General features: G+C 67.3%; 12 protein-coding genes, 4 tRNA genes and 1 pseudogene. 2 read left to right on the forward strand and 15 right to left on the reverse strand.

Features of this window, described 5'->3' with window-relative positions; genetic code table 11:
* Positions 1–79: 79 nt before the first annotated feature.
* The 15 genes and pseudogenes from rpoC to ACT53R_RS03160 form a co-directional block, all read right to left on the reverse strand.
* Positions 80–4,345, reverse strand: coding sequence for a DNA-directed RNA polymerase subunit beta' (gene rpoC, locus ACT53R_RS03090; RefSeq protein WP_476170382.1), 4,266 nt, complete (start codon positions 4,343–4,345; stop codon positions 80–82).
* 68 nt (positions 4,346–4,413) lie between these two features.
* A complete protein-coding gene (rpoB, locus tag ACT53R_RS03095; RefSeq protein ID WP_476170383.1) occupies positions 4,414–8,583 on the reverse strand; it encodes a DNA-directed RNA polymerase subunit beta in 4,170 nt (1,389 codons plus the stop codon).
* 345 nt (positions 8,584–8,928) lie between these two features.
* Positions 8,929–9,300 carry a 50S ribosomal protein L7/L12 gene (gene rplL / locus ACT53R_RS03100; RefSeq protein WP_476170384.1) on the reverse strand — a complete coding sequence of 124 codons (372 nt, stop codon included), beginning with the start codon at positions 9,298–9,300 and terminating at the stop codon, positions 8,929–8,931.
* A 73-nt stretch (positions 9,301–9,373) separates the two neighbouring features.
* Entirely contained in the window at positions 9,374–9,904 is a 531-nt protein-coding gene (gene rplJ, locus ACT53R_RS03105; protein ID WP_476170725.1) for a 50S ribosomal protein L10, read from the reverse strand.
* 491 nt (positions 9,905–10,395) lie between these two features.
* A complete protein-coding gene (gene rplA, locus ACT53R_RS03110) occupies positions 10,396–11,094 on the reverse strand; it encodes a 50S ribosomal protein L1 (protein ID WP_476170385.1) in 699 nt (232 codons plus the stop codon).
* Positions 11,095–11,098: 4 nt separating this feature from the next.
* Entirely contained in the window at positions 11,099–11,527 is a 429-nt protein-coding gene (rplK, locus tag ACT53R_RS03115; RefSeq protein WP_476170386.1) for a 50S ribosomal protein L11, read from the reverse strand.
* A gap of 110 nt (positions 11,528–11,637) precedes the next feature.
* Entirely contained in the window at positions 11,638–12,198 is a 561-nt protein-coding gene (gene nusG, locus ACT53R_RS03120; RefSeq protein ID WP_476170726.1) for a transcription termination/antitermination protein NusG, read from the reverse strand.
* A gap of 26 nt (positions 12,199–12,224) precedes the next feature.
* Positions 12,225–12,611 carry a preprotein translocase subunit SecE gene (gene secE / locus ACT53R_RS03125; protein ID WP_476170387.1) on the reverse strand — a complete coding sequence of 129 codons (387 nt, stop codon included), beginning with the start codon at positions 12,609–12,611 and terminating at the stop codon, positions 12,225–12,227.
* Positions 12,612–12,702: 91 nt separating this feature from the next.
* Positions 12,703–12,778, reverse strand: a tRNA-Trp gene (locus tag ACT53R_RS03130).
* A gap of 167 nt (positions 12,779–12,945) precedes the next feature.
* On the reverse strand, positions 12,946–14,136 hold the full coding sequence (gene tuf, locus ACT53R_RS03135; protein ID WP_476170388.1) for an elongation factor Tu: 1,191 nt from the start codon (positions 14,134–14,136) through the stop codon (positions 12,946–12,948).
* 39 nt (positions 14,137–14,175) lie between these two features.
* Positions 14,176–14,251: transfer RNA gene (locus ACT53R_RS03140), tRNA-Thr, on the reverse strand.
* A gap of 68 nt (positions 14,252–14,319) precedes the next feature.
* Positions 14,320–14,393: transfer RNA gene (locus ACT53R_RS03145), tRNA-Gly, on the reverse strand.
* 25 nt (positions 14,394–14,418) lie between these two features.
* Positions 14,419–14,504 (reverse strand) — tRNA-Tyr (locus ACT53R_RS03150).
* A 117-nt stretch (positions 14,505–14,621) separates the two neighbouring features.
* A complete protein-coding gene (locus ACT53R_RS03155; RefSeq protein WP_476170727.1) occupies positions 14,622–15,578 on the reverse strand; it encodes an isoaspartyl peptidase/L-asparaginase family protein in 957 nt (318 codons plus the stop codon).
* A gap of 486 nt (positions 15,579–16,064) precedes the next feature.
* A pseudogene (locus tag ACT53R_RS03160) lies at positions 16,065–16,721 on the reverse strand (cyanophycinase); the annotation flags it as partial.
* Here ACT53R_RS03160 and ACT53R_RS03165 point away from each other — a divergent pair.
* Positions 16,643–17,344, forward strand: a complete 702-nt coding sequence (locus ACT53R_RS03165) for an RNA polymerase sigma factor (protein WP_476170389.1) — start codon at positions 16,643–16,645, stop codon at positions 17,342–17,344. The pseudogene ACT53R_RS03160 and the gene ACT53R_RS03165 sit on opposite strands and share 79 nt — an antisense overlap.
* Complete coding sequence (locus ACT53R_RS03170; protein WP_476170390.1) at positions 17,316–18,404, forward strand: FecR family protein; 1,089 nt, start codon at positions 17,316–17,318, stop codon at positions 18,402–18,404. The genes ACT53R_RS03165 and ACT53R_RS03170 overlap by 29 nt, the downstream gene beginning before the upstream one ends.
* Positions 18,405–18,451 lie beyond the last annotated feature (47 nt).

Genomic DNA, 18,451 nt, shown 5'->3' on the forward strand with positions numbered 1-18,451 from the left:
GCAGCCGACGCGCCCGTGCCACCCTGCCCCGTGTGACGCCCCTGGCCGGCCACGCGGGCCGGCCGAGGAGTCGCCGACGTCACTCGGCGGAATCGCCCTCGATCATGTCGGGGACGGGGTTGCCGGCGGCCGGCGGCGGGACGTCTTCCAGCATGACCGGCTCGGCGGCCGCGACCGGCGCCGGCGTCGGGGCCGACAGGGCCTCGAACTCCGAGTCGGTCAGGCCACCGCCGCGACGGCGCTGGCTGTGGTACGCCAGACCGGTACCGGCCGGGATCAGGCGACCGACGATCACGTTCTCCTTCAGGCCGCGCAGCGTGTCGCGGGTGCCGCGGACGGCGGCCTCGGTGAGCACGCGGGTGGTTTCCTGGAACGAAGCCGCCGAGATGAACGACTCGGTCGCCAGCGACGCCTTGGTGATGCCGAGCAGCACCGGGTCGTAACCGGCCACGATCTCGCCCTTGCTGGCGAGACGCGCGTTCTCCTCGATCAGGCGCTGGCGCTCGACCTGCTCGCCGTTCAGGAACTTGCTGTCGCCCTGGTCGGTGATCTCGACCTTGCGCAGCATCTGGCGAACGATCACCTCGATGTGCTTGTCGTTGATCTTCACGCCCTGCAGGCGGTAGACGTCCTGGATTTCCTTGGTCAGGTACGAGGCCAGCGGCTCGACGCCGAGCAGGCGCAGGATGTCCTGCGGGCTGGGCTCGCCGTCGACGATGGTTTCGCCCTTCTGGACGTGCTCGCCTTCGAACACGATGACCTGGCGGTACTTCGGGATCAGCTCTTCGTGCTCGTTGCCGTCGGTGTCCTTGATGATCAGGCGCTGCTTGCCCTTGGTGTCCTTGCCGAACGAGACGATGCCCGAACGCTCCGCGAGGATCGCCGGATCCTTGGGCTTGCGCGCTTCGAACAGGTCGGCCACGCGCGGCAGACCGCCGGTGATGTCGCGGGTCTTCGAGGCTTCCTGCGGGATCTTGGCGATCACGTCGCCCACGCCCACCGGGGCGCCGTCCTGCAGGTTGACGTTCGACTTCGGCGGCAGCATGTACTGGGCGGGGAGATCGGTGCCCGGGATGGTCAGGTCCTTGCCGTTGGCGTCGACGATGCGCACCAGCGGACGCAGGTCCTTGCCCTGCGAGCCGCGACGCTTCGGATCGGTGATCTCGCGCGACGACAGGCCGGTCTGGTCGTCCATCTTCTCGACCACCGTCACGCCGTCGACGAAGTCGATGAAGCGGACGAAGCCGGCGACTTCGGACATGATCGGATGGCTGTGCGGATCCCAGTTCGCGACGGTCTGGCCGGCCTTCACCTCGCCGCCGTCCTGCACCAGGATGGTGGCGCCGTACGGCAGCTTGTAGCGCTCGCGCTCGCGGCCGTGGGCGTCCAGCACCGAGATCGCGCCCGAGCGCGACACCGCGACCAGGTGGCCGGCGGCGTGCTCGACGTGCTTGAGGTTGTTGAACTTCACCGTACCGGTGGTCTTCACCGTCACGTTGTCGATCGACGCCGCACCGGAGAACGTGCCGCCGATGTGGAAGGTACGCATGGTCAGCTGGGTGCCCGGCTCGCCGATCGACTGCGCGGCGATGACGCCGACCGCTTCGCCGATGTTGACGACGTGGCCACGCGCGAGGTCGCGGCCGTAGCAGAAGCTGCAGACGCCGAACGACGATTCGCAGGTGATGGTCGAACGGACCTTCACCGACTGCACGCCGGCGTCCTCGAGCTTCTGCACCCAGGCTTCGTCGAGCAGCGTGTTGCGGGTGACGAACGGATCCTCGTCGTTGCCCGGCAGGAACACGTCGTCGACCACGATGCGGCCGAGCACGCGGTCGCGCAGCGGTTCGACCACGTCGCCGCCTTCGACGATCGGGGTCATCATCAGGCCTTCGGTCGTGCCGCAGTCGACCTCGGTGATCACCACGTCCTGGGCCACGTCGACGAGGCGGCGGGTCAGGTAACCGGAGTTCGCGGTCTTCAGCGCGGTATCCGCGAGACCCTTTCGCGCGCCGTGGGTCGAGATGAAGTACTGGAGGACGTTCAGGCCTTCGCGGAAGTTCGCCGTGATCGGCGTTTCGATGATCGAGCCGTCCGGCTTGGCCATCAGGCCGCGCATGCCGGCCAGCTGGCGGATCTGCGCCTGCGAACCACGCGCACCGGAGTCGGCCATGATGTAGATCGAGTTCATCGACTTCTGCGCGACCCGCTCGCCCTTGGCGTTGGTCACGGTGTCGATGCCGATCGCGTCCATCATCGCCTTCGCGACGCGTTCGTTGGTGCGCGACCAGATGTCGACCACCTTGTTGTAGCGCTCGCCGGCCGTGACCAGACCACCCTGGTACTGCTGCTGGATTTCCAGCACCTCGGCTTCGGCCTCGGCGAGGATCGCCTTCTTCTCGTCCGGGATGGTCATGTCGTTGATGCCGACCGAGATGCCGGCGCGGGTCGCGAACCCGAAGCCGGTGTACATCAGCTTGTCGGCGAACACGACCGTGTCCTTCAGGCCGAGCTGGCGGTAGCAGCTGTTGATCAGGCGGCTGATCGCCTTCTTGGTCAGCTCGGTGTTCACCAGCGCGAACGGCAGGCCGTCCGGCAGGATTTCCTGCAGCAGGGCGCGGCCGACGGTGGTGTCGACGATCGCGGTCTTGCGCTCGCGGGTACCGTCCTCGGCGATCACGGTTTCGGTGATGCGCACCTTGACCTTGGCGTGCAGCTCGACGACGCGGTTGTCGTACGCGCGCTTCACCTCGGCGATGTTGGCGAACACCATGCCCTCGCCCGCCTTGTTCTCCAGGGCGCGGGTCATGTAGTACAGGCCGAGCACCACGTCCTGCGACGGCACGATGATCGGCTCGCCGTTCGCCGGCGAGAGGATGTTGTTCGACGACATCATCAGCGCGCGCGCTTCGAGCTGGGCTTCCAGCGACAGCGGCACGTGGACGGCCATCTGGTCACCGTCGAAGTCCGCGTTGAACGCGGTGCAGACCAGCGGGTGCAGCTGGATCGCCTTGCCTTCGATCAGCACCGGCTCGAACGCCTGGATGCCGAGGCGGTGCAGGGTCGGAGCGCGGTTCAGCAGCACCGGATGCTCGCGGATCACCTCTTCGAGGATGTCCCACACGATCGGCTCTTCGCGCTCGACCAGCTTCTTCGCCGCCTTGATGGTGGTGGCGAGGCCGCGGCGCTGCAGCTTGGCGAAGATGAAGGGCTTGAACAGTTCCAGCGCCATCTTCTTCGGCAGGCCGCACTGGTGCAGCTTGAGGTACGGGCCGACCACGATGACCGAACGGCCCGAGTAGTCGACGCGCTTGCCGAGCAGGTTCTGGCGGAAGCGGCCCTGCTTGCCCTTGATCATGTCGGCGAGCGACTTGAGCGGGCGCTTGTTGGTGCCGGTGATCGCGCGGCCGCGACGGCCGTTGTCCATCAGCGCGTCCACCGACTCCTGCAGCATGCGCTTCTCGTTGCGCACGATGATGTCGGGCGCGTTGAGTTCGAGCAGGCGCTTGAGGCGGTTGTTGCGGTTGATGACACGGCGGTACAGGTCATTGAGGTCGGAGGTCGCGAAGCGGCCGCCGTCCAGCGGGACCAGCGGACGCAGGTCCGGCGGCAGCACCGGCAGCACGGTCATGACCATCCACTCCGGACGGTTGCCGGATTCCAGGAAGGCCTCGACCAGCTTGATGCGCTTGGTGAGGCGCTTGAGCTTGGTCTCGGAACCGGTGCTGGCGATCTCCTCGCGCAGGGTCACCATCTCCGACTGCAGGTCGATCGTGCGCAGCAGCTCGTACACGGCTTCGGCGCCCATCGCGGCCTCGAAGTCGTCGCCGTGCTCCTGGCGCGCGGTCATGAACTGCTCTTCGGTCAGCAGCGAGCCGCGCTCGAGCGGGGTCAGGCCCGGCTCGGTCACGACGTACGCTTCGAAGTACAGGATGCGCTCGATGTCGCGCAGGGTCATGTCGAGCATCAGGCCGATGCGCGACGGCAGCGACTTCAGGAACCAGATGTGCGCGACCGGCGAGGCCAGGTCGATGTGGCCCATGCGCTCGCGGCGGACGCGCGCGAGCGTGACTTCGGTGCCGCACTTCTCGCAGACCACGCCGCGGTGCTTCATGCGCTTGTACTTGCCGCACAGGCACTCGTAGTCCTTGATCGGGCCGAAGATCGCGGCGCAGAACAGGCCGTCGCGTTCCGGCTTGAAGGTACGGTAGTTGATGGTCTCGGGCTTCTTCACTTCGCCGTACGACCACGAACGGATCATGTCCGGCGACGCCAGCGCGATCTTGATCGCGTCGAAGTCGAGGGTCTGGCGCTGCTGGTTGAAGAGGTTGAGCAAATCTTTCATTTGATTTCTCCGGGAATCTGGAAGCGGGGGCTGTGCGGTGGCGGGCCGCCGGGCGGCCCGCGATCGGCTCAGTTCTCTTCCAGCTCCATGTTGATGGCCAGCGAGCGGATTTCCTTCACCAGGACGTTGAAGGATTCCGGCATGCCGGCGACCATCTCGTACTCGCCGTCGACGATGTTCTTGTACATCTGGTTGCGGCCCTGCACGTCGTCGGACTTCACCGTCAGCATTTCCTGCAGGGTGTAGGCCGCGCCGTAGGCTTCCAGCGCCCAGACTTCCATTTCGCCGAAGCGCTGGCCGCCGAACTGCGCCTTGCCGCCCAGCGGCTGCTGGGTGACGAGCGAGTACGGACCGGTCGAACGCGCGTGCATCTTGTCGTCGACGAGGTGGTTCAGCTTCAGCATGTGCATGTAGCCGACGGTGGTCTTGCGGTCGAAGGCTTCGCCGGTGCGACCGTCGAACAGCTGGGTCTGGCCGCTCTGCGGCAGGTCGGCGAGTTCGAGCATGCGCTTGATCTCGGATTCCGCCGCGCCGTCGAACACCGGCGTCGCCATCGGCACGCCGTCCACCAGGTTGTGGGCCAGGCGCAGCAGTTCCTCGTCGGAGAACTGCGTCAGGTCGACGCGCTGGCCATGCAGCTTGTTGTCGTGGTTGTAGATCTCGTCGAGGAACTTGCGCAGGTCGGCGAGCTTGGCCTGGGCCTCGAGCATGCGGCCGATCTTCTGGCCCAGGCCCTTCGCGGCCCAGCCCAGGTGCACTTCGAGGATCTGGCCGATGTTCATTCGGCTCGGCACGCCCAGCGGGTTCAGCACGATGTCGACGGTCTGGCCATCGGCCATGTACGGCATGTCCTGGATCGGCACGATGTTGGACACCACGCCCTTGTTGCCGTGGCGGCCGGCCATCTTGTCGCCCGGCTGGATGCGGCGCTTCACCGCCAGGAACACCTTCACCATCTTCAGCACGCCCGGGGCGAGGTCGTCGCCCTGGGTGATCTTGCCGCGCTTGTCGGCGAAGCGGCGCTCGAATTCCTTCTGGTGCGCGTCGATCTGCTTCTGGGCGCGTTCGATCGCGTCGGCCGCGTCGTCGTCCTTCATGCGGATCGAGAACCAGTCCTTCTTGCTCAGGCCGTCGAGGACGAGGCTGCTGACCGTGTCGCCCTTCTTCAGGCCGGGACCGCCGTTGGCGATCTTGCCGAGGATCTGGTCACGCAGGCGCGCGTAGATCGCCGATTCGAGGATGCGGAACTGGTCGTCGAAGTCCTTCTTGACCCGACGGATTTCCTCTTCCTCGATCTGGCGGGCACGCTTGTCCTTCTCGATGCCGTCGCGGGTGAAGACCTGCACGTCGATGACCACGCCGTCCATGCCCGGGGGCACGCGCAGCGAGCTGTCCTTCACGTCCGAGGCCTTCTCGCCGAAGATTGCGCGCAGCAGCTTCTCTTCCGGCGTCAGCTGGCTCTCGCCCTTCGGCGTGACCTTGCCGACCAGGATGTCGCCGGCGCGGACCTCGGCGCCGATGTACACCACGCCCGACTCGTCGAGGCGCGACAGCGCCTGCTCGGAGACGTTCGGGATGTCGGCGGTGATCTCTTCCGGACCCAGCTTGGTGTCGCGGGCCTGGCAGGTCAGCTCTTCGATGTGGATCGTGGTGTAACGGTCTTCCTTCACCACGCGCTCGGACAGCAGGATCGAGTCTTCGAAGTTGTAGCCGTTCCACGGCATGAACGCGACCAGCATGTTCTGGCCGAGCGCCAGCTCGCCGATGTCGGTCGAGGGACCGTCGGCCAGCACGTCGCCCTTCGCGACCACGTCGCCCACGTTCACCAGCGGACGCTGGTTGATGCAGGTGTTCTGGTTGGAACGGGTGTACTTGATGAGCGTGTAGATGTCGACGCCGGCGTCGGTGGCCTCGGTGATCTCGACTTCGTTGACCTTGACCACGATGCGGCCGGCGTCGATCTGCTCGATCACGCCGCCGCGGCGGGCGTTCACGGTCACGCCCGAGTCGCGCGCCACGGCGCGCTCGATGCCCGTGCCCACGAGCGGCTTCTGCGAACGCAGCGTCGGCACGGCCTGGCGCTGCATGTTCGCGCCCATCAGCGCGCGGTTCGCGTCGTCGTGCTCGAGGAACGGCACCAGCGCCGCCGCGACCGACACGGTCTGCATCGGCGAGACGTCCATGAAGTGGATTTCGCTCGGCGGACGCAGCATCGACTCGCCCTGGAAGCGGCAGGCCACGAACGGGGCGGTGATCAGGCCCTTGTCGTCGCGCTGGGCGTTGGCCTGGGCGATGACGTACTCGTTTTCCTCGATCGCCGACAGGTATTCGATGTCGTCGGTGACGCGGCCGTCCACGACCTTGCGGTACGGCGTCTCGAGGAAGCCGTACTGGTTGGTGCGCGCGAACACGGCGAGCGAGTTGATCAGGCCGATGTTCGGGCCTTCCGGCGTCTCGATGGTGCAGACGCGGCCGTAGTGGGTCGGGTGCACGTCGCGCACTTCGAAGCCGGCGCGCTCGCGGGTCAGGCCGCCCGGGCCCAGCGCCGAAACGCGACGCTTGTGCGTCACTTCCGACAGCGGGTTGTTCTGGTCCATGAACTGCGACAGCTGCGAGGAGCCGAAGAACTCCTTGATGGCGGCCGCGACCGGCTTGGCGTTGATGAGTTCCTGCGGCGTCAGGCCTTCGGACTCGGCCATCGTCAGGCGTTCCTTCACGGCGCGCTCGACGCGGACCAGGCCCACGCGGAACACGTTCTCGGCCATTTCGCCGACCGAACGCACGCGACGGTTGCCGAGGTGGTCGATGTCGTCCACGCCGGTGCCTTCGTTGCGGATCTGGCACAGCACGCGGATCACGTCGAGGATGTCCGACATCTCCGGGCCGCAGGCTTCGCGCAGGCGCACGGACTCGTCGTCCTTGCGGTCGGCGAAGTACTTGTAGTCGTACAGCACGGGGCTGCCTTCCACTTCCTTGCGGCCGATGCGGCGGTTGAACTTCATGCGGCCCACGGCCGAGAGGTCGTAGCGCTCGAAGGTGAAGAACAGGTTGTGGAACAGGTTCTGCGCGGCGTCCTTGGTCGGCGGCTCGCCAGGACGCATCATGCGGTAGATCTCGACCAGCGCTTCCAGCTGGGTGCGGGTCGGGTCGATGCGCAGGGTGTTGGAGATGTACGGACCGCGGTCGAGGTCGTTCACCCACAGGGTGCCGACGCTGTCGATGCCGTGCTTGCGGAACTTCTGCAGGTGGTCGTCGCCCAGCTCGTCGTTGGCGCTGGCGATCAGTTCGCCGGTGTTCCCGTCGATGACGTCGTGCGACAGGATGCGGCCCACGAGGTAGCTGTCCGGCACGGCCAGCGCGGCGATGCCCGACTGTTCCAGCTGCTTGATGTGGCGCGCGGTGATGCGCTTGCCGGCCTCGACGATGACGCGGTCGCCGTCGGCGAGGTCGAAGTCCAGCGTCTCGCCGCGCAGGCGCTCGGGGATCAGTTCGAGCTGCACGCCTTCCGGCAGGATGTGGAAGGTGTTGACCTCGAAGAACTGCGCCAGGATCTCCTCGTTGTTGTAGCCGAGGGCGCGCAGCAGGATCGTCACCGGCAGCTTGCGGCGACGGTCGATGCGGGTGAACACCGCGTCCTTCGGGTCGAACTCGAAGTCCAGCCAGGAGCCGCGGTAGGGGATGATGCGCGCGCTGTACAGCAGCTTGCCCGAGCTGTGGGTCTTGCCGCGGTCGTGGTCGAAGAACACGCCCGGCGAACGGTGCAGCTGCGAGACGATGACGCGCTCGGTGCCGTTGACGATGAAGGTGCCGTTGTCGGTCATGAGCGGGATCTCGCCCATGTAGACCTCCTGCTCCTTCACGTACTTCACGGCCTTGCTCGACGATTCCTTGTCGTAGATCACCAGGCGCACGGTCACGCGCAGCGGGGCGCCGTAGCTGAGGCCGCGGTTGCGGCACTCGCGCTCGTCGAACACCGGGTCGCCGAGCTTGTAGCCGACGTATTCGAGGGCGGCGTAGCCGTTGTAGCTGGTGATCGGGAACACCGACTTCAGCGCGGCATGCAGGCCGCGATCATCGCGCTTGGCGGGATCGGCGTCGGCCTGGAGGAATTCACGGTAGGAATCGACCTGGATCGCGAGCAGGAAGGGCACCTCGAGAATCGAACGGCGCTTGCCGAAGTTCTTGCGGATGCGCTTCTTCTCGGTGAACGAATAGTTCGTCGAATGAGCTGTGGTCATGGGAGAAAGGCCTCTCAGCTTGGATTGCGTTGTCGCCGGCGCGCCTGTGTGTCGGCTGCGGCCGGTTGGGGCGGCTCCGGCGGAACCGGTGCCCCGGGGAATCGACAGTCGGAAGTCGCTGGTATTGCCGGCACCAGCACGCCCTCTCCCGCTACTTCCGATTGTCGACTTGCTTCACTGCTGCGTACTGCTGTACCGCATGCTTCGACTGCACCGTTTCCGGCGACGTCCGGACCTCGGAAAACGACGGTCCGCCAGAACGGCCAAAGGCCGGGGGCTTCCGCCCCCAGCCTTGGTGTGTCGCCTTGAGTCGGTTTTGCCGACCCGGGGGCGACGTGGAGCCGCTTACTTGAGCTCGACCTGAGCGCCGGCGGCTTCCAGATCCTTCTTGAACTTCTCGGCGTCTTCCTTCGAGACCGCTTCCTTCACGGTCTGCGGAGCGCCTTCGACCAGGTCCTTCGCTTCCTTCAGGCCCAGGCCGGTGATGGCGCGGACGGCCTTGATGACCTCGACCTTCTTCTCGCCGGCGGCCTTCAGGATGACGTTGAACTCGGTCTGCTCTTCGACCACGGCAGCCGGGCCAGCGGCGACGGCCACGGCGACCGGGGCAGCGGCGGTGACGCCGAACTTCTCTTCGATGGCCTTGACCAGCTCCATCACTTCCATCAGGGTCTTGCCGGCAACGGCTTCGACGATCTGTTCGTTGGTAAGGGACATTGTGTTGACCTCTGGATTGATTGGTTAGCGATCACGCGGCAGGCGCCGTGCGATCGTCAAAGACGTTGTGGACTCAGGCTTCCGCCGGGGCGGCCTCGGCAGGCGCGGCGTCGCCGCCACCCTGCTTGTCGGCCACGGCCTTGATGGCGCGGGCGAACATCGAAGCCGGCTCGGCCAGCACGCGGGCCAGCATGGCCAGCGCCTGATCGCGGGTCGGCAGCGAGGCCAGGACGTCGACGTGGCTGGCCGGATAGACCTGGCCACCGACGGAGACGACCTTCGGCTGCAGCTTGTCATTGCCCTTCGAGAATTCCTTGATCAGGCGGCCGGCGGCGCCCGGTTCTTCCAGCGAGAATGCGTACAGCAGCGGACCGACGAGCTTGTCCTGGACAGCTTCGTATTCGGTACCCGCCACGGCGCGCGAGGCCAGCGTGTTCTTGACGACTTTCAAGTACACGCCGGTTTCGCGGGCCTTCTTGCGCATCTCGGTCATCTGGGAGACCGTGGTGCCTGCGTATTCGGCAGCGACCAGGGAGTGGGCCTTCGCGGCGATTTCCGCCACTTCGGCCACGACGTCTTGCTTCTGGGTGAGATTCAGAGCCATGTGCACTCCTCTTGTGAACTCCGCTCGCGGCTCCTGCCGCTTGCGGTCCCGGACGACGTTCATCCTGAACATCGGGGACGCGGAGGCGTCCCGGTGGCGGCCCATCCAGAAAATTCCAGAGGGGGCGGCACCATCTGCGCAGGCAGCACCCTTGCGGATGCGATTAAGCGATCCCGCTTGCGACGTGACGACTCCCTGCCGTACCGGACGCTTCCGTGCCCGTGCGCGTCGCGCGCGAACCGCACCTGCGGTCTTTGACGGCGATCGCGTCGAAGCGAGGCTTCTTCGCGATGCCCTCAAAACTCGTTGCACGATGCCGGGCGCGAGCCCGGCACCGCTGAAGCGTCATCCCGGCGAAAGCCGGGACCCCGCTCCTCAATTCTTTTCCGGCTTCCAGCGCAGGTTGGCACTGGCTGGAAGCTGGATCCCGACATGCGACGGGATGACGCAGCGACAAACGCGTTCGCGCGATGCGCGAACGCGCCGTTGCATCACTTCAGCGCGAGCGACGACTGGTCGACGGTCACGCCCGGGCCCATCGTCGAGCTGATCGACACCTTCTGCAGGTACGTGCCCTTCGCGGTGGCCGGCTTCGCCTTGATCAGGTCGTGCAGCAGCGCTTCGAGGTTGCCCTTCAGATCGGCGTCCTGGAAGTTCGCCTTGCCGATGGTGCAGTGGATGATGCCGGCCTTGTCGGTGCGGTAGCGGACCTGGCCGCCCTTCGCGTTCTTCACCGCTTCCGCCGGGTTCGGCGAGACGGTGCCGACCTTCGGGTTCGGCATCAGGCCGCGCGGGCCCAGCACCTGGCCGAGCTTGCCGACGACGCGCATGGCGTCCGGCGTCGCGATCACGACGTCGTAGTTCAGGTCACCGCCGAGCATCTTCTCAGCGAGGTCGTCCATGCCGACGATGTCGGCGCCGGCGGCCAGGGCTTCATCGGCCTTGGCGCCCGCGGGCACGAACACCGCGACGCGCACGGTCTTGCCGGTGCCGGCGGGCAGCACGGTCGAGCCGCGCACCTGCTGGTCGGACTTCTTGGCATCGACGCCGAGGCGCACGGCCACGTCGACGGACTCGACGAACTTGGCCTTGGTCGCGGTCTTGATGATCTTGATCGCGTCGTCGAAGGCGTAGGCCTTGCCCGGCTCGACCGCGTTGAGGATCGCTTTCTGTCGCTTGTTCATCGCCATGGGATCAGCCCTCCACCACGAGACCCATCGAACGGGCCGAGCCCGCGATGGTCTTCACTGCCGCGTCGAGATCGGCCGCGGTCAGATCCGCTTCCTTCATCTTCGCGATGTCTTCCAGCTGCTTGCGCGTGACCTTGCCCACCTTCTCGGTGTTCGGGCGCTTCGAGCCGGACTGGATGCCCGCGGCCTTCTTCAGCAGCACCGACGCCGGGGTCGACTTGGTGACGAAGGTGAAGGTACGGTCCGAGTAGGCGGTGATGATGACCGGAGTCGGCAGGCCCGGCTCCAACTTGGAGGTCGCCGCATTGAACTGCTTGCAGAACTCCATGATGTTCAGGCCGCGCTGACCGAGCGCGGGACCGACCGGCGGCGAGGGGTTGGCCTGACCGGCCTTCACCTGCAGCTTGATGTAACCGACGACTTTCTTTGCCATTGGGGATCTCCCGGAGTGTTAGCGCCTGCACGCCTTGCGGCTGCGGGGCTCCTCCATCGTTGCGGCCCGCCGCGGGATGCGACGGGCGGATGAGGCCGGGTCGGAGCGGCTTATGCCTTCTCGACCTGGCCGAATTCCAGCTCGACCGGCGTGGCGCGACCGAAGATCAGCACCGAGACGCGCAGGCGGCTCTTTTCGTAGTTGACTTCCTCGACCACGCCGTTGAAGTCGTTGAACGGGCCGTCGGTGACGCGGACCATCTGGCCCGGCTCGAACAGCACCTTGGGACGCGGCTTCTCGACGCCTTCCTGCACGCGCTGCAGGATCGCATCAGCCTCGGAATCGCGGATCGGCAACGGACGATCGGCAGTGCCGCCGATGAAGCCCATCACCTTGGGGGTTTCCTTGACCAGATGCCAGCTCTCGTTGTCCATGCGCGGGATGCCCGCTTCGTCATGGGTCGCGATCTGGACCAGCACGTAACCGGGGAAGAACTTGCGCTCGGAACGGCGCTTCTGGCCGGAACGCATCTCCACGACCTCTTCGGTCGGGACCAGCACCTCGCCGAACTTGTCCTGCATGCCGGTGCGCGCGATACGATCGCGCAGCGCCTGGGCCACGGACTTCTCGAAGCCGGAATAGGCGTGGACGACGTACCAGCGCTTGGGGATCTCGGTATTGCTCACGGTGTTCTCCATCATGCGGCCAGCAGCTTTTCCACGCCGAACTGCACGATCAGATCGAACAACGCGAGGATGAGACTCATCAGGATGACGGCGATGATGACCACCCAGGTCGTGCGCGTGGCTTCCTGACGGGTCGGCCACACCACCTTGCGCAGCTCGAACCGCGATTCACCGAGGTATTCGCGGGTCTGGGCGCCCTTGGGCGTGGCCATGAACACGAGCGCGCCGGCGATCAGGCCGCCGATCACCGACATGACCCGGGCCACGGTCGGCCATTGGCCGTCGAACCAGTAGAAGGCGAACACGCCACCGACCACCAGCAGCAGGGCCAGGGCGTACTTGACGATGTCGGCTGCGGAAGAAGCGCCGGCCTTGGGTTGTTCGACTCTGCTGTTCAAGTACGTGTCGCCTGCATCGCGGGGCGTCATCGCGCCAGCTCGCCCGGAGGCGGGGCCGCGAGGGGCCCGGACGCGGAACGATCCGCCTGAGTGGCACGCCAGGAGGGACTCGAACCCCCAACCTGCGGTTTTGGAGACCGCTGCTCTGCCAATTGAGCTACTGGCGTGTAGTTGTGTTGACCGGTGTTCTGATACGGCGACGGCGAGCCGTTTCCGACTCGCCTGTCGCCTGCCTTTCAAGTTTGGACTGCCACACCCAAAAACAAGTTCCGGGGAAGTGGGCCTCATGCCCCGGCGCTCGCCGGGGCGAAGGCCCGCCCCTGCGGGCGAATCCTTACTTGATGATCTTGGCGACGACGCCGGCGCCGACCGTACGACCGCCTTCGCGGATCGCGAAGCGCAGGCCTTCGTCCATCGCCACCGGGTTGATCAGCGACACCACCATCTTGATGTTGTCGCCCGGCATGACCATCTCCACGCCTTCCGGCAGCGTCACCGCGCCGGTGATGTCCGTCGTGCGGAAGTAGAACTGCGGACGGTAGCCCTTGAAGAACGGCGTGTGACGGCCACCCTCGTCCTTCGACAGCACGTACACCTCGGCCTCGAAGTCCGTGTGCGGCGTGATCGTGCCCGGCTTGCACAGCACCTGGCCGCGCTCCACGTCGTCACGCTTCGTGCCGCGCAGCAGCAGGCCCGCGTTGTCACCCGCCTGGCCCTGGTCCAGCAGCTTGCGGAACATTTCAACGCCCGTGACCGTCGTCTTCGTCGTCGGACGAATGCCCNCGATCTCGATTTCGTCACCCACCTTGATCACGCCACGCTCGATGCGGCCCGTCACCACCGTGCCGCGGCCCGAGATCGAGAACACGTCTTCCACCGGCATCAGGAACGTCTTGTCGATGTCACGCTGCGGCTCCGGAATGAACGTGTCCAGCGCGTCCACCAGCTTGATGATCGCAGGCACGCCGATCTCCGACTGGTCGCCTTCCAGCGCCAGTCGCGCCGAGCCCTTGATGATCGGGGTGTCGTCGCCCGGGAAGTCGTACTTCGACAGCAGCTCGCGCACTTCCATCTCGACCAGCTCGAGCAGCTCGGCGTCGTCCACCATGTCCGCCTTGTTCAGGAAGACCACGATGTACGGCACGCCCACCTGGCGCGACAGCAGGATGTGTTCGCGCGTCTGCGGCATCGGGCCGTCCGCGGCCGAGCACACCAGGATCGCACCGTCCATCTGCGCCGCACCCGTGATCATGTTCTTCACGTAGTCGGCGTGGCCCGGGCAGTCCACGTGCGCGTAGTGACGGATCGGGCTTTCGTATTCCACGTGCGCCGTCGAAATCGTGATCCCGCGCGCCTTCTCTTCCGGCGCCGCGTCGATCGCGTCGTATGCCTTGAACTCGCCGCCGAAACGCTCCGCGCCGATCTTCGTCAGCGCCGCCGTCAGCGTCGTCTTGCCGTGGTCCACGTGACCGATCGTCCCCACGTTCACGTGAGGCTTGGTGCGCTCGAACTTACCCTTGGCCATGATTGCTTCTCTTTGAACTCAACTGGGTTGACGATGGGGTGGTGCTCACGAAAGGAATCGAACCTTCGACCTCCTCCTTACCAAGGAGGTGCTCTACCGACTGAGCTACGTGAGCAACGATGTGGTAACCGGGCAACCTGTCCGGGACGATCCGCGTCGACCGGGGTGTCCATGGTGCCACCCTGGAGCGGGAGACGGGAATCGAACCCGCACCATCAGCTTGGAAGGCTGAGGTTCTACCATTGAACTACTCCCGCTTCGTGCGGAACGGCGTGGCCAGCGTGGTGGAGGGAGGTGGATTCGAACCACCGAAGGCGTAAGCCAGCAGATTTACAGTCTGCCCCCGTTGGCCGCTTGGGTATCCCTCCAGCTGAACAACTCCGGAAAAACAGTACTCGGCGAAACAGCCCGCAATTCTGACGGCTATGCGGGCAGGTGTCAACGCTTGATGCAATGCCTGATGACGAGTTCCGCGACGTCCCGGGTCAGGGCGCCGGCGGGGTGGGCATTGTAATCGTTTCGTTGGCGAAAACGGCAACATGCGGCACGCCATCCGCACCGATCCAGCCCCGATACATGCCTTCGGTGTTGAACGGCAGGCCGATGCTGCCGTCGGCGGCCAGCACGATCGCGCCACCGTCGCCGCCCAGCGCGGGGACGTCGCGGTTGATGACCGCCTGGCCGGCGTCGGCCGCGGATTCGTGGAGGTAGGTCATGCGCGCGCAGATCTCGTGGGCGGCAGCGGTGCGGATGTAGAACTCGCCCCAGCCCGTGCCCGAGACCGCGCAGATCGCGTTGGCGTAGGTGCCGGCGCCGATGATCGGCGAATCGCCGACCCGGCCGTAGCGCTTGTCGGTCATGCCGCCGGTGGAGGTGCCGGCCGCCAGCCTGCCCTGCCCGTCCAGCGCCACCGCGCCGACGGTGCCGGTATAGCGACGACCGGGATGCGGATCGAGGGCGGCCTGCTTCGCGGCGTCCTCGCGCAAGCGCTGCTGGAGCTGCTGCCAGCGCTTCTCGGTGCGGAACCAGGCCGGATCGACCAGTTCGACGCCCTGCTCCTTCGCGAAGGCCTCGGCGCCGTCGCCGACCATCATCACGTGGGGCGAGCGCTCCATGACCGCGCGGGCCAGCAGGATCGGGTTCTTCACGCGATGCACGCCGGCGACCGCGCCGGCGCGGCGGGTGGCGCCGTCCATCAGCGAGGCATCCAGCTCGTTGCGGCCGTCATGGGTGAACACGGCGCCGCGGCCGGCATTGAAGTGCGGGTCGTCCTCGAGCACGGTGATCGCAGCGGTGACGGCGTCCAGCGCCGGCTTGCCGGCGTGCAGCGCCTCGTAGCCGCGACGCAGAGCCAGTTCCAGTGCGGCGCGGGCGTCGCGCTCTTCGTCGGCGGTGAGGTCGGCGCGCTCGACGCCGGCGCCGCCATGGACCACGAGGATCATGGGTGCCACCTCCTGCAGGCGGCCATTGTCCACCCGATAGGCCTTGCGGAACGTCGGGGCGTCGACCGTGCCGGCCGGCAGATGCAGGGTCGAGCCCGCGCCGACGCCGGTCACGTCGACCCGGGCCAGTTGCAGGGGCTTGCCGGCAACCTGGGTCTCGGGGAAGCCACCGCGGACCACCCAGGCGCTGCCGTGCGGGTCGGTGGCAAAGATGCGGGCGTTGCCCTCGCCGTCCACCGCCAGCGCGGCGCTCTCGTCGACGCCCACGCCGACCAGCGGCCGGCGCGGCGTGCCGGTCAGGGTCTCGGCCTTGGCGACGAAGGCGAACAGGCGGCCGAGGCGGTCGCGCTCCTTGAAGTGGGTGTCGGTGACCACGCCGTGAAGCGTCGCGATGTGCAGGAAATCCTGCTCGATCGTCACTGCGGGACCCAGCGGGTCGGCCAGCGCCTCGGGGCTGACGATGCTGCCGCCGTCCATCGCGCCATACAGGTACTCGCCGAGGATGGCGAGACCGGCGCTGGTGCCGCCCAGCGGCTTGCCGGCGCGGACGTGGGCATCCAGCGCGGCGGCGACGGGCGTGCCCTTCCAGTAGCGGACGTAGCGGGCCTGGTCGCCGCCGGCGATGAAGATGCCGTCGGCACGGGCCAGCGCGTCGAGGATATTCGGATCGGTCGCGGGCTTGCCGTTGGCGAAGACGAAGGTCTCCACCGAGGCCGCGCCGCCGACGTCCTTGTAGAACTCGTCGGCGATCTCGTGGGTGTACGAGGCGCTGAGCACGACGATGTGGCCGTTGCCGGCGCGACCGAGGAACCAGCGCACCGCGTCGCGGTTGCGGTCGCCGCCGCCGGCCAGCAGCAGGCCCGGCTGGACCCGGCCCGGCGTCGGCAGGCCGCGGTCGCCGATGATCAGGCGCTGGTAGTCGCGGGCGAACGCCGGCAGCGCGACCAGGCACAGCAGCGAGGCCAGGCACAGCGCGCGAAACAGGTGGCGCAACGGCGCGGCGGCACGGGGAGCGGAACGGGGCATGGCGGTCTCCGGCAAGGGGCAGTGCGAGCGGTCCGTGCGTGACGCACGGGGCCGATCCGCATTCAGACGAACGGACGCCGATCTTCCCTCCCGGCGCCCCGGCCGGCACAGGCGCATGTCCGGGGCCGCCGATCATCGGCTATCGTGCGGCGATGCGCACTCCCCTCGACGACTGGTTCGTCCGCGAGATCCTCGTCCACGAGGAGGCGCTGGCGCGCTACCTGCGCCGCTGCGCGCCCGCCGGCGAGGACCTCCTCGACCTGCGCCAGGAGGTCTACGTCCGCGTCTACGAGGCCGCCGGCCGGGCGCTGCCGGCCTCGCCGAAGTCCTTCCTGTTCACCAGCGCCCGCAACCTGATCACCGACCGCCTGCGCCGCGGACGGGTGGTGTCGATCGAGACACTGGGTGATCCGGACACCTTGAACGTCTTGATCGACGAGGTGTCCCCGGAACGACGGTTCGGCGGGCGCCAGGCCCTCCGCCGTCTGGCGGAGGCGTTCGACCGGCTGCCGGACCGCTGCCGGGAAGTGGTGTGGCTGCGCCGGGTGGAGGAACTCCCCCAGAAGGTCGTGGCCGCCCAACTGGGAATCAGCGAGAAGACGGTGGAAAAGCATCTGGCCCACGGCGTGCGATTGATCGCCGGGCATTACTTCGGCAGCGAACGTCCGCATGCGGACGCCGACGGCGCCGCCTGGCCTGCGGGAGCGCGCGGTGTCCGCGACCGACAACAGGCAGATTGAGCGCGTCGCCGCGGAGTGGCTGGCGCAGCGGGACGGCGATGGCTGGACCGCCGACGACGACGTGCGCCTGGCGGACTGGCTGTCGGCTTCGACCGCGCACCGCGTGGCGTTCCTGCGGCTGGAGGCGGCCTGGGAGGAAAGCGGCCGGCTGAAGGCGCTGGCCGCGGGCCGCGACGCAGCCGGCCCGCCCGGGCGGGCCTTCTGGCCGGCGCCGGTCGAGGCGGCCCGCGACATCGACGCGCCCGGGGGCGACCCGGCCGACGCGCACTGGCAGGCGGTGCGCCGTCGCGCCGTACGCGCACGGCCGCCGCGGTCGCGCCTGCGCACCTACGCGACCGCCGCCGTCCTCGTCCTGGCGTTGGGCACGGCGGCGTTCTTCGGCTGGCGTCAGTGGGGCAACGACCATGCGCCCGTCCAGTACGCCACCGCCGTCGGCCGGCTGGACACGGTGCTGCTGAGCGACGGCTCGCACGCGACGCTGAGCAGCGACAGCCGCATCGCACTGGCGATGTCGCCCGGCGAGCGGCACATCGACCTGCTCGGCGGCGAGGCGTTCTTCGAAGTGGCGAAGGACAAGACGCGGCCGTTCGTGGTCGCCGCCGACGGCCGCCGCGCGATCGCCGTCGGCACCCGGTTCTCGGTGCGCCGCGACGGCGAGGCCCTGCGCGTGGTCGTGACCGAAGGCGTGGTGCGGCTGGAAGCACCGGCGCAACCGGGCCGGATCGGCGCCGAACCGGTGCTGCTGCCGGCGGGCAGCGTCGCGATCGCCACCCGCAGCGGCGTCACCGTCCACCGCGGCACCCTGGCCGAGGCCGAGCGGGCCGTGGAATGGCGCGGCGGCCGGCTGTATTTCGACGACACCCCGCTGTCGGTCGCGGCCGAGGAATTCAACCGCTACAACACGCAGAAGCTGGTGATGGGCGACGCCGACGTGGCAGCGCTGCGGATCGGCGGCAATTTCCGCTGGTCCAACCCCGAGGGCTTCGTCCGCCTGCTGGAACAAGGCTTCGGCGTGCGCGCGGAGACCCGCGGCGACCTGATCGTGCTGCACGACCGCTGACGCCCCGCCGGGCCACGCGACATCAGACCTTGGTCGAAGTCCGCCCG

It is taken from the genome of Lysobacter sp. DMC104 (genome assembly GCF_056313665.1).